Below are 14,808 nucleotides of genomic sequence, written 5' to 3'. Positions count from 1 at the left end.
ATCAGTGCTCCGTCAATTGTTGGCTGGGGAAGTTGATCAGCGAGATCACGCGCTCAGCGATCAGCTTCTGCCCAGTGGTGGTGAAATGAATACCGTCATCGACCCGGGTCTTGACCTTCTTGCCGTCGCCGGTGGTGCGGTAATAGGAAAACTCGTCGTTCTGGTAGCCGAGAATCTCGTTGGCCGAGACGAAATGCTGCTGATAACGCTCGATCTGGCTCTTGTACAGGTCGCTCAGGTAAGCCATGGCCGTGGACAGCTTGGGCTTCTCCATGTTCGGCGGGCCGACCCAGATCACTTGCACATTGTGGGCCTGGGCGGTGTCGAGGATCGAATCGATGCGCTGGCGATAGGCCTCTTCCCAGTCCGGGGTCTTGAAGCGCAGGAACGGCTTGCCCTTGGCCACCGGCATGTCCCACGGGTCGTTGGGACCGAGGAAGATCACCATCAGGCGGATATTCGGGTTGCTGGCCAGGGTGCTTTCAACGGTCTTGGGCCAGTTGAAAAAGCTCGGATAGGCAAGGCCGGTGCTCTGTTTGCTGAGGTTCAGGCTCTTGACGTTGTAGCGCTTGCGCAGGGTGTTGGCCATGTGCGGCGCCACGCCCTGCATCAGCGAGTCACCGACAAAGAACACCTCGTCGCCGGTGGCCAGACTGGCCATCAGCGGCGCCATGCCTGGCTGCTGGACCTTGGGCCCATGGCTGAGCGCCGGAGCCACGGTCACCGGCTGCGGGGCAACCGGGGCCGGGGCCTGCGCAGCGGCATGGGCGGGGGCGGCATGGGCGGCGCTCAGCGGCGGATGCTCCGGCACCGGCGCGGCGGCCAGCTTCGGCAGGGGTTCCGGCTCATCGTCCACCGCCGCTTCGGCCTGGGCCACCGTCAGGTCGGCGGTGGCGGCAAAGCTGCCGACAAACGCCACCCGGGCATTCTCCAGGGCCTGGTTGAGCTGGGCGCCATAGCGCCACTGCGGGTTCTGCGACAGCCCAGGGATCTCGCAGTCATCGTGGTACTTCTGCTGGCAGTAGAGACGGATCGACTGCTGGTTGAACCACACCAGCAACAGGCTGGTCACCACCAGGGCGTAGAAGACCTTGGCCGCGCTGCCGAGGCTGACCGACAAGGGCGAACGGTTAGAAGCTGGCATAAATGAACCCCGGCACGCCCGACGGTGAGGCGAAGATGACCACGCAGATGAACAGCCCCAACGGCACCGGATAGAACAGCCACGGCAAGCTGGTGGCGGCGGCGAACAGGCGCTGCAGCAGCGCCACGATCCGTGGGTAGAAGGCGACGAACAGCAGGCAGCCCAGCAGGCTCAGGGCGCTGCCAGCCAACCCGGCGAAAGACAGGCCGCCCAGGCCGCTGAGCATGTCCATGGCATCGGACAAGGTCGCGCAGCGGAAGAAGATCCAGGCAAAAGCCACGTAGTGAAAGGTCAGCAGACGGGCCGCCAGGTCCGAACCGATCCAGCTCGGCCCCCGGGCCAGCAGCGGGCTGCAGAACTTGTACAGCGCCAGGCCCACGCCATGCAGCGCGCCCCAGATGATGAAGTTGGCGCTGGCGCCGTGCCACAAGCCGGAAATCAGCATCGCCAGCAGCATGTTCAGGTTGCCGCGCCACACCGGCCCGCGGTTGCCCCCCAGGGGGATGTACACGTAGTCACGGATGAAGGTCGACAGGCTGATGTGCCAGCGTCCCCAGAACTCCTTGAGATTGCGCGCGGCATAGGGGTAGTTGAAGTTCAGCGGCAGGCGGAAGCCCAGCAACAGGGCGATGCCGGTCACCAGGTCGGTGTAGCCGCTGAAGTTGAAGTAGATCAGGAACGAATAACCGTAGACCGCCCGCAGGATCTGCTCGGCCGAGAAGGCCACCGGGCTGTCGAACACCGGGTCGACCCACTCGTTGGCCAGCCAGGAGCTGAGGAAGAACAGCTTGACCACCGCCACCGCGATCAGGCCCAGGGCCCGTTGCGGCTCCAGCACCTGGCGCAACTGCGGCGGGTTGATCTGCTCCAGCATCGGGATCGCCCGGTTCACCGGGCCGGCGATCAGGCTGGGGAAGAAGGCCAGGTACAGCGCCAGGTCGAAGGGCGAGCCCGGGGTCAGCTCACGGCGGTTGATCGACACCAGGTAGCTGACCGAGTGGAAGGCATAGAACGACAGCCCCACTGGCAGCAGCACCTCCAGCAGCGGTAGCGACACTTCGACGCCAAACTGGGCGAAGGCGTTCTGCACCGTGCTGGTGAAGAAGTCCTGGTACTTGAACAGGTAGAAGGCCCCCAGCACCAGCAACAGCATCAGGCCATTGACCCAGCCCCTGCCGGGATATCGCTGGCTCAACAGGCCGAGCAGGTACACCAGGGCCGTGTAGCCCAGCAGGATATAGAGGAAGTTCAGGCTGAAGCTGGCGAGGATCGCGTAGCTGGCGGCCAGCAACAGCGCATTCTGCAAACGCAGGCTGAAGCCCAGGCCCCAATACAGAACGAAGAACAGGATGAAACAGAGGCCGAATTCGATCGAGAGATAGCTCACAACGTAGTCCATTACGTGCAATCGGGGACAAACCCGGCACAAGGGAGAGCAGGCGGGGGACAGGAAACGGGCGCGATTATGGCAGAGGGGGTTTGGCAGTCACAAGTTGAAACATTATCGGCATATTGCCGCAACCGGCACCGTCAGCGTGCGACAGGTGCCCGGTTGGCCGGCGAAGGCGCTAGCCCTGTTCGCCGGCGGCGGTCCGCTGGCGGGTTACTGGATGTCTTCAGGCTTGACGATCACCCAGTTCTTGTCGGCGGTCACCGGCAGGCCTTCCTTGGCCTGGGCCGCGGCATGCTTGGCCATCATGCCGTTGAGCTGGGTCATGTACTTGTCCTTGCGGTTGATCCACAGGTGGATGCCACCCTTGGCCACGTCCACCCCATGAAACAGCATGTAGCCGTCGCTGGTCGGGGTGTCGCCGCCCACCAGCACCGGTTTCTTCCACTCGTCGATGTAGGTCAGGATCGCCGCGTGCTTGCCCGCCATCCAGGTGGCCGGGGTCCACAGGTACGGCGTCAGTTCCAGGCCGAGGTTGGCCTGCTCGTCGTACTTGCCGTCGGTGATCTGTTTGCGCGCGGTGGTCAGGGCCCCGGTCTTGCGGTCCTTGAGCAGGGTGGTCACGCCAATCACGTTCTGCGGCTTGACGTTGTAGCCGTACTTGGGATCGGCGGCGACCATGCGCACCAGCTCTTCGGAGGCGGCGGTCATCACGTAGACCTCGATGCCGTTCTCCATCAGCTTGTTGTACAGCTCGGCCTGGCCGGTGAAGACCTTGGGCGGGTTGACCTCGATGGTCTTGACCACGTCACCGTCGTAATAGGTGCTCGGCACCGGCTTGCCGGAGGCCATCAGCTCGTCGACGTAGCCCTTGAGCTCCTTGAGGGTGAAGCCGGAGAACACCTGGGCGACCCAGGGGTAGCAGACCATGTCGTCGATTTCACACAGGCGGTAGTAGTAGCTGAACAGGCTTTCCTTGTGCTCGGCGGTGTCCTTGAACGGGATCAGCTTGAGCGACGGGTCGAGGGTGTCGCGGGTGATCAGGCCCTTGTTTTCCATGAAGGGCAGCAGGGACTCTTCCAGGTCATAGCGGTAGCTGGTGTTGTCCATGTCGAACACCGCGAAGTTGCCCTTGTGGGCGTTGGCCGCGATCATCGCGTCCAGCTGCTTGGCCTGTTCGGCGGGCCAATGCTTCAACTCGGTGGCCAGGGCCTGGCCGGCGAGGCCCAGGCAGAGTGCGACTGCGAGCAATTTCGGTGCGAGTTTCATCGACGGTTTTCTCCCTGAGTGAAAGCCTTCGACGCTAACAAATCCCTGTGACAGTTCTCGTCTCCACGCGACCGCTTGCATCCCGAGAGCGCCAGCCACATGCGCCTGAGCGTCAGCGGCTTATTCCAAAAACGACAGTTGCCATGCGATATCGTTATTAATTCATTAGATTTCAAGCTGTTAGGCTTGCCGGTTCGCAATCGCCCCGAGCCGCGATTGGCACACGTCTTATCGGAGCCTCAATGAATCTGCCGCTGATCCTCAACCTGCTGGTGTTCCTGGCCCTGCTGCTGGGCCTGGCACAAACCCGCCACACCACCTGGAGCCTGGCCAAGAAGGTCCTGCTGGCCCTGGTCCTGGGCGTGGTGTTCGGCACCGCCCTGCACAGCCTTTACGGCGCCGGCCATCCGGTGCTCAAGGCCTCCATCGGCTGGTTTGATCTGGTGGGCAATGGCTACGTGCAATTGCTGCAAATGATCGTGATCCCCCTGGTGTTCGCCTCGATCCTCAGCGCCGTGGCCCGCCTGCACAACGCCTCGTCCCTGGGCAAGATCAGCTTCCTGACCATCGGCACCCTGCTGTTCACCACCGCCATCGCGGCGCTGGTGGGCATCGGCCTGACCAACCTGTTCGGCCTGACGGCCGAAGGGCTGGTGGCCGGCACCCAGGAAATGGCCCGCCTGCAAGTGATCCAGAGCGATTACGCGGGCAAGGTCGCCGACCTCAACGTGCCGCAGCTGCTGCTGTCGTTCATCCCGCAGAACCCTTTCGCCGACCTGGCCCGGGCCAAGCCGACCTCGATCATCAGCGTGGTGATCTTCGCCGCCTTCCTCGGTGTCGCGGCCCTGCAACTGCTCAAGGATGACGCCGACAAGGGCCAGAAAGTGCTCAACGCCATCGACACCCTGCAAGCCTGGGTGATGCGCCTGGTGCGCCTGGTGATGAAGCTCACCCCCTACGGCGTACTGGCGCTGATGACCAAGGTGGTGGCCGGCTCCAACCTGCAGGACATCATCAAGCTCGGCAGTTTCGTGGTGGTGTCCTACCTCGGCCTGGGCCTGATGTTCGTGGTCCACGGCCTGCTGGTGGCCCTGGCCGGGATCAACCCGCTGCGCTTCTTCCGCAAGGTCTGGCCGGTGCTGACCTTCGCCTTCACCAGCCGCTCCAGCGCCGCGAGCATTCCCCTGAGCATCGAGGCCCAGACCCGGCGCCTGGGCATTCCCCAGTCCATCGCCAGCTTTGCCGCCTCGTTCGGCGCCACCATCGGCCAGAACGGCTGCGCCGGCCTGTACCCGGCGATGCTGGCGGTGATGGTCGCCCCCACCGTGGGCATCAACCCGCTGGACCCGCTGTGGATCGCCACCCTGGTGGCCATCGTGACCTTGAGTTCTGCCGGTGTGGCGGGCGTGGGTGGCGGCGCGACCTTCGCCGCGCTGATCGTGCTACCGGCCATGGGCTTGCCGGTGTCGCTGGTGGCGCTGCTGATTTCCGTGGAGCCGCTGATCGACATGGGCCGCACCGCGCTGAACGTCAGCGGCTCGATGACCGCCGGGGCCATCACCAGCCAGGTGATGCAGCAGACCGACAAGGCCTTGCTGGACGCCGATGAACATTCGGAGCTGGAGCACGCGTAAAAGCAGCTACAAGCCGCCAGCTACAAGCTGCAAGCAGAAGCCGACGGGCTCTTGCTTGCAGCTTGAAACTTGAAGCTTGCGGCTGCCTGCCGTCAGCTTCTTTCCCACACCTCAAAGCTGTACGCCGGCTTGTCCCCTTCCGCCGGGTTCGGCACCTCCGACACCCGCTTCCACTGCTGTTCATCGAACTGCGGAAACCAGGCATCGCCTTCCGGGCTCAAGGCCACCCGCGTCAGATACAGGCGATCGGCCTGCTCCAGCCCTTGGGCATAAAGCTGCGCGCCGCCGATCAGCATCAGCTCGCTGGCGCCCTGCTCCAGGGCCCATTCCTCGGCCCGTTCCACCGCGGCCTGCAAAGACGGGTAGACCTCGGCACCTTCGAGCACCAGGCCGGTCTGACGACTGACCACGATGTTCAAGCGCCCCGGCAACGGCCGGCCCAGGGAATCCCAGGTCTTGCGCCCCATGATGATCGGCTTGCCCAGGGTGGTGGCCTTGAAGAATTTGAAATCCCCCGGCAAATGCCAGGGCATGCTGTTGTCGACGCCGATCACGCGGTTTTGTGCGAGGGCCGCGATCAGGCTGAGAGGGAGAGATTTTTTCATGCCGGCGAGGATACCAGAGGCCCCAGGCCTGGCAACTTCACCCGACCGCCGCTGCAGCAGTTATGCTCAGCGCACTTTTAAGCGATGGAATGACGCGTGACTGCACTGACTCCCCTGCAACGCCTGTGGCTGACCGAAACCGTGCGCCTGCGCGAGGAGCACGCCGGCCCGCTGGAGGATCAGGAAGCCAATCGCCTGGCCCGCAACCAGGGCGGCGACCTGGCGACCCGCATCCAGAACCGCGCCCTGTGGCTGGCCCAGCGCGACGGCTTGCACGATGCCCTGCTGCACTGGCACCAGGGCGCGCGCCTGGCGTTATTGCTGCTCTCGCTCATGGCGGTCCTCAGCGGCGCCGGCCTGGCCTTCAGCGCCCTGGGCAACACCCAGCAACCGGTCAATGTGTTCTGGGCCCTGGGCAGCCTGCTGGGTCTGAACCTGATCCTGCTGCTGAGCTGGCTGGCCGGCCTGCTGTTTGCCAGCGAACACGGGGCGGGCCTGGGCCGCCTGTGGCTGTGGCTCAGCGAAAAATTCTCCCGCGATGCCAAGGCCGCGCAGTTGCCGCCGGCGCTGCTGCTGTTGCTGCAACGGCGCAAGCTCAACCGTTGGGCCCTGGGCAGCCTGATCAACGGCCTGTGGTGCCTGATCCTGTCCAGCGCCGTAGTCATGCTACTGGTGCTGCTGACCACCCACCGCTACAGCTTTGTCTGGGAAAGCACCCTGCTGGGCAGCGATGCCTTCGTGGCCATTACCAATGCCCTCAGCGCCCTGCCCCGCAGCCTGGGCTTCGGCGCGCCGAGCGTGGCGACCATCCAGGCCAGCACCCGGGACGTCTACAACACCGAACTGATCCGCCAGTCCTGGGCCATCTGGCTGGTGGTGCTGGTGGTGATCTACGGCGTGCTGCCGCGCCTGCTGCTGATGCTGTTCTGCCGTTGGCGCTGGCGGCACGGCAAGGCGCGCCTGCAACTGGACCTCAACCTGCCGGGCTACGCCCAGCTGCGTGAACGCCTGATGCCCAGCAGCGAGCGCCTGGGAGTCAATGACGCGGCCCCCGAGCAGTTGCACCGGGTCGAAGGCGGCGTCAGCGCCGAGGACAGCAGCGGCGCCTTGCTGGTGGCCATCGAACTGGACGAGCAGCGCCCCTGGCCGCCGCAACTGCCGGACAGCATCAAGAATGCCGGCATCCTCGACAGCCGCGAGTCGCGCAACCGTCTGCTGGAGCAGATGAGCCGCTTCCCCCCGGCGCGCCTGCTGATCGCCTGCGACCCGCGGCGCTCGCCTGACCGCGGCAGCCTGGGGCTGATCGCCGAACTGGCGCGCAACGCCAGCGCCACCCGGGTCTGGCTGCTGCAAGCCCCGCCCGGCCAGGCCCTGGATGCCGACCGCCTGGGCGACTGGCACAGCGCCCTGCAACAACTGGAACTGCCCTTCGCCGATTGCGCGCCCCTCGACTGGCTGGAGAACGGTCATGACTGATGCTCGGCACAAGCCGCTGAAACTGGCGGTGGTCGGCCACACCAACGTCGGCAAGACCTCGCTGCTGCGCACCCTGACCCGGGACGTGGGCTTTGGCGAAGTCTCCCATCGCCCCAGCACCACCCGGCACGTGGAAGGCGCCCGCCTCTCGGTGGATGGCCAACCCCTGCTGGAGCTCTACGACACCCCCGGCCTGGAAGACGCCATCGCCCTGCTGGACTACCTGGAGCGCCTGGAGCGCCCCGGCGAACGCCTGGACGGCCCGGCGCGTCTGGCACGTTTTCTCGATGGCAGCGAGGCTCGACAACGCTTCGAGCAGGAAGCCAAGGTCCTGCGCCAGCTGCTGGCCTCGGATGCCGGCCTGTATGTGATCGACGCCCGCGAGCCGGTGCTGGCCAAGTACCGCGATGAGCTTGAAGTGCTCACGGGGTGCGGCAAACCGCTGCTGCCGGTGCTGAACTTCGTCAGCAGCGCCGACCAGCGCGAAGGCGACTGGCGCGAAGCCCTGGCGCGCCTGGGGTTGCACGCCCTGGTGCGCTTCGACAGCGTGGCGCCACCGGAGGACGGCGAACGGCGCCTGTATGAAAGCCTGGCTCTGCTGCTGGAGCACGCGCGCCCGGCCCTGCAACGGCTGATCGACGACCAGGAGGCCCAGCGCCGGGCGCGCCAGCACAGCGCGGCACGGCTGATTGCCGAGTTGCTGGTGGATTGCGCCGCCTGCCGTCGCAGCGTGGCCAGCAATACCGAGCTGGAGCAGCAGGCGATTGGAGAACTGCGCCAGGCCATCCGCCAGCGTGAGCAGCGCTGCGTCGAGGCCCTGCTCAAGCTCTACGCCTTCCGCCCCGAGGACGCAGCCGCCAGCGACCTGCCGCTGCTGGATGGGCGCTGGGGCGACGACCTGTTCAACCCGGAAACCCTCAAGCAACTGGGAGTGCGCGTCGGCGGCGGCATCGCCGCGGGCGCGGCGGCCGGCGCCGGGGTGGACCTGCTGGTGGGCGGCCTGACCCTGGGCGCCGCGGCCCTGGCCGGGGCGATTGCCGGTGGCGCCCTGCAAACCGCCCGCAGCTACGGCAGCCGCTTGCTGGGCAAGCTCAAGGGGCAGCGCGAGCTGACCGTGGACGACAGCGTGCTGCGCCTGTTGGCGCTGCGTCAGCGGCAGCTGGTGCAGGCGCTGAACCGGCGCGGGCATGCGGCGCTGGACAGCATCCGCCTGGCGATGCCGGAAGACAAAAGCTGGCGCGAGGGCAAGTTGCCGGAAGCCTTGAGCAAGGCCCGGGCGCATCCGCAGTGGTCGTCGCTCAACCCGCAGAAACGCCTGAGCCAGGCCGAGCGCCAGGAGCAGATCGAGGCGCTGGCCGAGACGTTACTGGTGTCTTAGATCGCCTTCGCCGGCAAGCCGGCTCCTACAACGCTCTGTAGGAGCGGGCTTGCCCGCGAAAGGGCCCTCAATCCCCCAACAACGCCAAAGCCTTGTCCTTGAGCACCTGCAAATCCATCACCGGCACCCACATCTCCTTGGCCTGTTCGTCCCAGTGGCGCAAGCGCAAACTCACCGCACACAACGGGTCGAGTTCGAAGGCTGCCGCCTCTGCCGCGCTCATCGCCCCGCCCTGGTATTCCAGGGTGCGCCGGCTGGCTTCGCTCAGCCGCTGGTAGTAACCGGGCTCCTTGAAGGTCAGGTAGCGCTTGGCCTGGACGTGATACTCCACCAGCCGCGCCAGACGCTCGCTGAACCCCGCCCGGCGCAGATAATCCGCCCCCAGGCGCTCATGGCTGACCACGCCAAAACCGCCCATGTTCTCGGCATCCTGCTGGCAGATATGCCCGATATCGTGGAAGAACGCCGCCAGCACCACTTCATCGTCATGACCTTCGGCCAGGGCCAGTTGCGCGGCCTGGGACATGTGCTCGATCTGCGACACCGGCTCGCCAATGTAGTCACAATCGCCGAAGCGCTCGTACAGGCCGAAAACCTCGTCAATCACCTGCTGCCGACGCATCACGCCTCCCCCAGCAGCCGGGCGATATTGCCCTCGGCCATGGCCGGACCGACGCTCATGCCCACGCCGGTATGCATCAACGCCGCATAAACCCCGGGCGCCGCCTCCAGGAAGGAGAACGGCCCGGGCCCACGCGCGCCGTACACGCCCTGCCAGCGCTCCACCACCTGGACCTTGCAGCCCAGGGTCTGTTCGGCCAGCTCGATCAGCCAGTTGTCCACCTGTTCGGCGTTGAACGGCGACGGATCGCTGCCGTAGTCGTGGGAATCGCCGATGATCAGCTCGCCGTAGGGGGTCGGGCTGATCAGCAGGTGAATGCCGTGCTCGTGCAGATGGGGTGCCTCGCGCAGGATCTGCGCCTGCACCGCCGCCGCTTGCGGCAGGTCGGCGAAGGCGCCGTAGTGCACGCAGCTGAGCCCGGTGAGCAAGGCATGTTGCAGGTTGAGGTTGACCTGGGGCCGGGCGCGGAGCATCTGCAGGCGGCAGATCTGCGGCTGCAGGACGGCGATCTGCTCGGCCAGCAGGGTCTGATAGTCGTGGCCCGAACACAGCACGATCCGCGGCGCATGAAAGCTGCCGGCGGTGCTGTGCAGTTGCCCCGGCTGGATATCGCGCACCAGGGTCGAGAAGTGGAACTGCACCCCCAGGTCGCGACGCAGGTAGTCGATCAGCAGCGGCAGCGCCTCGCGGGAATACAGTTGCTGGTCATCCAGGCCGTGCAAGGCCGCGCGGTGATGGCGGAACTGGCCGCCGTACAGGTCATTCAGGGCCGCGCCCCGCAGCAGTTCGACACGATAGCCGTGCTCCCGCGCGCGACCGGCGCAGAAGGCTTCCAGCAGTTGTTCTTCGGCTTCGTTGCGGGCGAACAGGTAGGAGCCGTTGCGCTTGAGTGGCAAGCCGGCCAGCTGTTGCCAGTCGCCCCAGATATCGCGGCTGGCGCGGGCCAGTTCCAGCATGATGCCCGGCGGCTGGCCGGTGACCAGGGCCTGGCCGAAGTTGCGCACCGAGGCGCCCAGGGGCGTGGCGCTGCGCTCGAATACCTGTACCCGCAAACCGCGCTTGGCGGCCGCGTAGGCGTGGGACAGGCCGAGGATGCCGGCGCCGACGATCAGCAGATCGCTGTGATGGGTCATGTTCATGTCTCGTTGTTTTTGACGAGGGGGCTTGCTCCCGCAGGAGTGCGCAGTACTCCCAGGCAGTTGCACCGCCCGGTCGGGATTCAGGGCCGCTGCGCCGCCCAGCGGGAGCAAGCTCCCTCGCCACAGCAGCCCCTGGCGTTACTGCGCGGCAACCTTTTCCGACTTGCCGTCATAGCGCTTGCGCCACTCGGCGAGGATCTGGTCGCGGTTCTTCGAGGCCCAGGCAAAGTCGTTCTTGATCAGGCGCTGCTCGTAGTCGGCCGGCAGTTCGGTCTGCGGCTTGGCGATGCCCGGCTGGGCCAGCACGGCGAAGTTTTCCTTGTACAGCTCCATGGCCGCCGGACTGGCGGAGAAGTCGGCGAGCTTCTTCGCGGCCTCTTCATGCGGCGTGCCCTTGATCACAGCCGTGGCTTCGATTTCCCAGCCCAGGCCTTCCTTGGGCAGGATGATGTCCAGCGGCGCGCCCTGGCGCTTGAGCTGCACGGCCGGGTATTCGAAGGAGATGCCGATCGGGAATTCACCGGCGGCGGCCAGCTTGCACGGCTTGGAACCGGAGTGGACGTACTGGCCGATGTTCTGGTGCAGGTCATCCATGTACTGCCAGCCCTGCTTCTCGCCGAAGGTCTGCAGCCAGGCGCTGACATCCAGGAAGCCGGTGCCCGAGGACGCCGGGTTGGGCATGACGATCTTGCCCTTGTACTCGGGCTTGGTCAGGTCCTGCCAGCTCACCGGTTTGCTCAGGCCCTGCTTCTCGGCCTCCACGGTGTTGAAGCAGATGGTCGCGGCCCAGACGTCCATGCCGACCCAGGCCGGTGGGTTGGCGGCGTCGCGGTAGTTCGGGCCGATCTGGCCCAGGTCCTTGGGCGCATAACTTTGCAACATGCCTTGCTGGTCGAGAATCGCCAGGCTGGACGCCGCCAGGCCCCAGACCGCATCGGCCTGCGGGCGGGCTTTTTCCGCCAGCAGCTTGGCGGTGATGATCCCGGTTGAATCACGCACCCACTTGATCTCCACGTCCGGGTTGGCCTTTTCGAAGGCTTGCTTGTAGGACTTCAGCTGCTCGGCTTCGAGGGCGGTGTAGACCGTCAGCTCGGTTTTCGCAGCAAAGGCGTTCAGGCTGACAGCAGAGAGGACGGCAGCGACAAGAGCCAGGGGCTTGAACATGGTGCGGTTCCTTAGTGAGTGCAGATCAGGGGGTGGGTGAGCAAGAAATCAATGACCCGGCGCGGTTTGCCGCCAGGCCTGGGAGCGGCGCAACAGCCCGCGCGACGCCCAGGCCAGCAGCAGCGAGACGCCGGCCGAGGTGAACAGGATCAGGGTCGACATCGCCGCGGCGCCGCCGACGTTGCCGGCGTCGTCCATGTTCAGCACGGCCACGGCGGCGAGGATGGTGTCGGGGCTGTAGAGGAAGATCGCCGCCGACACCGTGGTCATGGCCGAGACGAACAGGTAGCGCACGATGTCCAGCAGCGCCGGCAGGCAGATCGGCACGGTGACCCGCAGGTAGTGCCGGTACAGCGGCGCCTTGAGCGACAGCGCGGCGGCCTCGAACTCGGCATCCAGCTGGCGCAGGGCGGTGGTGGCGGTCATCTGCGCGGTGGTCAGGTAGTGGGCGATGGTGCACACCACCAGCAGGGTCATGCTGCCGTAGAACACGTGCAGCGGGTTGCCGTTGAGGTTGAAGAAGAACACGTAGCCCAGGCCCAGCACCAAGCCGGGCACCGCCATCGGCACGAAGCTGAGCAGGCGCAGCGCCAGGTTCAGGCCGCGCTGGCCGCGGGTTTTTTCCATCAGATAGGCGCCGGTGAAAATCAGCAGGCTGCCGATCAGCGCCGTGCATAGGGCCATGCTCAGGCTGTTGCGATAGGCCAGCCAGCCACCGCCGGCGGTGTCGTCGAACTGGTAGTGGTTCAGCGACAGCGACAGGTTGTAGGGCCAGAACTTCACCAGGGAGGAATACACCGCCATGCCGAACACCAGCAGCAGCGCGGCGCAGATCAGCAGCACGATGCTCAGGTAGCAGGCGTCCCGCAGCCGCGATGGCGCCGGCTTGAACACCTGGGCGCGACCGCTCATGGCATCGCCATGACGGCGGCGCAGCCAGGCATCGACGCCGAAGCTGAACAATGCCGGCAACAGCAACACCATGCCGATCAAGGCGCCACGGCCGAACTGCTGCTGGCCCACCACCGCCTTGTAGGCTTCCAGGGCCAGCACCTGATAGTCGCCACCCACCACCACCGGCACGCCGAAGTCGGTGATGGTCAGGGTAAACACCAGGCAGAACGCGGCGAACACCGCCTGCCGGGTGGCCGGCCAGGTGATGCTGCGAAAGGCCCTGGCCGGGCTGGCGCCCATGCTCGATGCGGCGTCGAACAGCCGCGCATCGGCCAGGGACAGGGCCGAGAGCAGGATCATCAGGGCATGGGGAAAGGTGTAGATGACTTCGCCGAGGACGATGCCCCAGAAGCCGTAGATGTTCTCGGCGAACAGGCCACGCAGCATCCCCTGATTGCCGAACAGATAGACCAGGGCAATCCCCGGGAGCATCGATGGCGCCATCAGCGGCAACAGCGACAGGCCACGCCACAGGCCCTTGCCGGGAATCAGCGTGCGTTGCAGGGCGTAGGCGAACAGGTAAGCCAGGGGCACCACGATGGCGGCGACGCTGAGGGAGACTTTCAGGCTGTTGCCCAGCAGCCAGTGGAAGTTGGCGCTGCTCACCAGCTCGCGGGCCGCCAGCCAGCCACCGCCCTGCCCGGCCTCGGCGCTGAAACCGCGCCAGAAGATCGCCAGCAGGGGCAACAGCACCGCGACACCCAGCAGGAGCAGAAGCAGAAGCTTGCCGCCGACGACAAAAATACGGTCGCCGATCTCGGCACGCGAAGCCTGGCGCGCCCGCTTGGCAGGTAGCGGCAGGGACATTGGCACGCTCATCTTAGGCAAACACCTGGAGGCTGCGCGGCGGCAAGGCGACCCAGATGTCCTGGGCGCCCAGGCGCGGCATGGCGTCCGGGGCCAGTTCCGCCAGCAGCGCATGCCCCGGCAGCTCGTTGAGCTCGAAGCTCATGCGGCAGCGGTTGCCGAGGAAGGTGATCTCGCGGACCTTGGCCGGGAACAGGTTTTCCTCATGCACCGGCGGGTTCACGCTGATCGCTTCCGGGCGGCAGAACAGCCGGCCCGAGGCGGTCTTGGCCGAGCCGTCGGCCAGGCGCACCTTCATCCCGCCGACCTGGGCATGACTGTCGCTGTTGCGGCTGAAGGGCAGCCAGTTGCCCTGGCCGACGAACTCGGCGACGAAGGGCGTGGCGGGGCGATCGTAGATTTCCTGGGGCGTGGCGTATTGCTCGACCTTGCCGTTGTTCATCACGGCGATGCGGTCGGCCATCAACATGGCTTCGTCCTGGTTGTGGGTGACCATCAGGGTGGTGATCCCCAGGCGCCGCTGCAGTTGGCGCAGCTCGGTGCACAGGTGCTCGCGGACCCGGGCATCCAGGGCCGACATCGGCTCGTCCAACAGCAGCAGCGACGGCGCCGGCGCCAGGGCGCGGGCCAGGGCCACGCGCTGCTGCTGGCCGCCGGACAGCTGGCCGGGGTATTTCTTCTCGCTGCCGCTCAGGCCCACCAGCTCCAGCATCTGCGCCACGCGCTGGCGCGCTTCCTCGCGCCCGCTGCCGGCCAGGCCGTAGGCGATGTTGGCTTCCACCGTGAGGTTGGGAAACAACGCGTAGGACTGGAACAGGATCCCGTAGTCCCGGGCTTGCGGCGCCAGCAGCGACACATCCCGATCCCCCAGGTACAACTCGCCCTGGTCCTGGCGCTCAAGGCCGGCGATGCAGCGCAGCAAAGTGGTCTTGCCACAACCGGACGGCCCCAGCAGGCACACCAGCTCGCCGGCGGCGACGTCCAGGGAGACGTTATCCAGCGCCGTGAAAGCGCCGAAGCGCTTGCGCACGCCGCGCACTTTCATCGGTGCGCCAGGGTTGCTCAGGGCAGTTGCGATTGCAGGGTTCATGGACAGGCCTCATCAAGCAGATGAGGCCAATCCTAGAGTTGTAATGAGTCGGTCATATGGCAGTAAGGCAAAAACGACCGATAGTGGTATTCGGGGATTTTGGTTCAACCTGCCAGTGATGTGCTGGCTGATCTGA

The 14,808-nt window shown here is 65.8% G+C and carries 12 protein-coding genes; 3 read left to right on the top strand and 9 right to left on the bottom strand.

All coding sequences use genetic code 11. The annotated features are described in order from the left end of the window. Position 1: 1 nt before the first annotated feature. The 3 genes from GWQ44_RS07535 to GWQ44_RS07525 all read right to left on the bottom strand — a co-directional run bounded on the left by GWQ44_RS07535 (position 2) and on the right by GWQ44_RS07525 (position 3,803). Entirely contained in the window at positions 2–1,144 is a 1,143-nt protein-coding gene (locus GWQ44_RS07535) for an SGNH family hydrolase (protein ID WP_275926968.1), read from the bottom strand. Further along, positions 1,131–2,531, bottom strand: a complete 1,401-nt coding sequence (locus GWQ44_RS07530) for an MBOAT family O-acyltransferase (protein ID WP_047306541.1) — start codon at positions 2,529–2,531, stop codon at positions 1,131–1,133. Before GWQ44_RS07530 ends, GWQ44_RS07535 begins: the two co-directional genes overlap by 14 nt. Before the next feature lie 216 nt (positions 2,532–2,747). Next, positions 2,748–3,803, bottom strand: coding sequence for a hypothetical protein (locus GWQ44_RS07525; RefSeq protein ID WP_047306514.1), 1,056 nt, complete (start codon positions 3,801–3,803; stop codon positions 2,748–2,750). A 242-nt stretch (positions 3,804–4,045) separates the two neighbouring features. Between GWQ44_RS07525 and GWQ44_RS07520 the strand changes: the two genes are divergently transcribed. Continuing rightward, on the top strand, positions 4,046–5,437 hold the full coding sequence (locus GWQ44_RS07520; RefSeq protein WP_047306515.1) for an L-cystine transporter: 1,392 nt from the start codon (positions 4,046–4,048) through the stop codon (positions 5,435–5,437). Positions 5,438–5,529: 92 nt separating this feature from the next. On the opposite strand, the gene GWQ44_RS07515 is transcribed toward GWQ44_RS07520, so the two are convergent. Beyond that, complete coding sequence (locus GWQ44_RS07515; protein WP_275926967.1) at positions 5,530–6,042, bottom strand: dihydrofolate reductase; 513 nt, start codon at positions 6,040–6,042, stop codon at positions 5,530–5,532. A gap of 96 nt (positions 6,043–6,138) precedes the next feature. On the opposite strand from GWQ44_RS07515, the gene GWQ44_RS07510 reads away from it, so the two are divergent. Both GWQ44_RS07510 and GWQ44_RS07505 read left to right on the top strand, forming a co-directional pair. After that, positions 6,139–7,518: a DUF2868 domain-containing protein gene (locus GWQ44_RS07510; RefSeq protein ID WP_275926966.1), complete on the top strand. Its 1,380-nt coding sequence runs from the start codon at positions 6,139–6,141 to the stop codon at positions 7,516–7,518. Then, positions 7,511–8,896: a GTPase/DUF3482 domain-containing protein gene (locus GWQ44_RS07505; protein WP_275926965.1), complete on the top strand. Its 1,386-nt coding sequence runs from the start codon at positions 7,511–7,513 to the stop codon at positions 8,894–8,896. The genes GWQ44_RS07510 and GWQ44_RS07505 overlap by 8 nt, the downstream gene beginning before the upstream one ends. A gap of 67 nt (positions 8,897–8,963) precedes the next feature. Here GWQ44_RS07505 and GWQ44_RS07500 read toward each other — a convergent pair whose 3' ends face one another. The 5 genes from GWQ44_RS07500 to GWQ44_RS07480 form a co-directional block, all read right to left on the bottom strand. Continuing rightward, a complete protein-coding gene (locus tag GWQ44_RS07500) occupies positions 8,964–9,518 on the bottom strand; it encodes a phosphonate degradation HD-domain oxygenase (protein WP_275926964.1) in 555 nt (184 codons plus the stop codon). Next, positions 9,518–10,651: a TIGR03364 family FAD-dependent oxidoreductase gene (locus tag GWQ44_RS07495; protein WP_275926963.1), complete on the bottom strand. Its 1,134-nt coding sequence runs from the start codon at positions 10,649–10,651 to the stop codon at positions 9,518–9,520. Before GWQ44_RS07495 ends, GWQ44_RS07500 begins: the two co-directional genes overlap by 1 nt. A gap of 144 nt (positions 10,652–10,795) precedes the next feature. After that, positions 10,796–11,821 carry a putative 2-aminoethylphosphonate ABC transporter substrate-binding protein gene (locus GWQ44_RS07490; protein WP_016964359.1) on the bottom strand — a complete coding sequence of 342 codons (1,026 nt, stop codon included), beginning with the start codon at positions 11,819–11,821 and terminating at the stop codon, positions 10,796–10,798. A gap of 48 nt (positions 11,822–11,869) precedes the next feature. After that, on the bottom strand, positions 11,870–13,594 hold the full coding sequence (locus GWQ44_RS07485) for a putative 2-aminoethylphosphonate ABC transporter permease subunit (protein WP_179599301.1): 1,725 nt from the start codon (positions 13,592–13,594) through the stop codon (positions 11,870–11,872). Position 13,595: 1 nt separating this feature from the next. Beyond that, a complete protein-coding gene (locus GWQ44_RS07480) occupies positions 13,596–14,672 on the bottom strand; it encodes a putative 2-aminoethylphosphonate ABC transporter ATP-binding protein (protein ID WP_016967292.1) in 1,077 nt (358 codons plus the stop codon). Positions 14,673–14,808 lie beyond the last annotated feature (136 nt).

It is taken from the genome of Pseudomonas sp. 3MA1, from assembly GCF_029237275.1.
GTDB lineage: Bacteria > Pseudomonadota > Gammaproteobacteria > Pseudomonadales > Pseudomonadaceae > Aquipseudomonas > Aquipseudomonas fluorescens_AP.
Note: the sequence above shows the minus strand (reverse complement) of the source record. Positions and strands in the feature narration are given on the sequence as shown.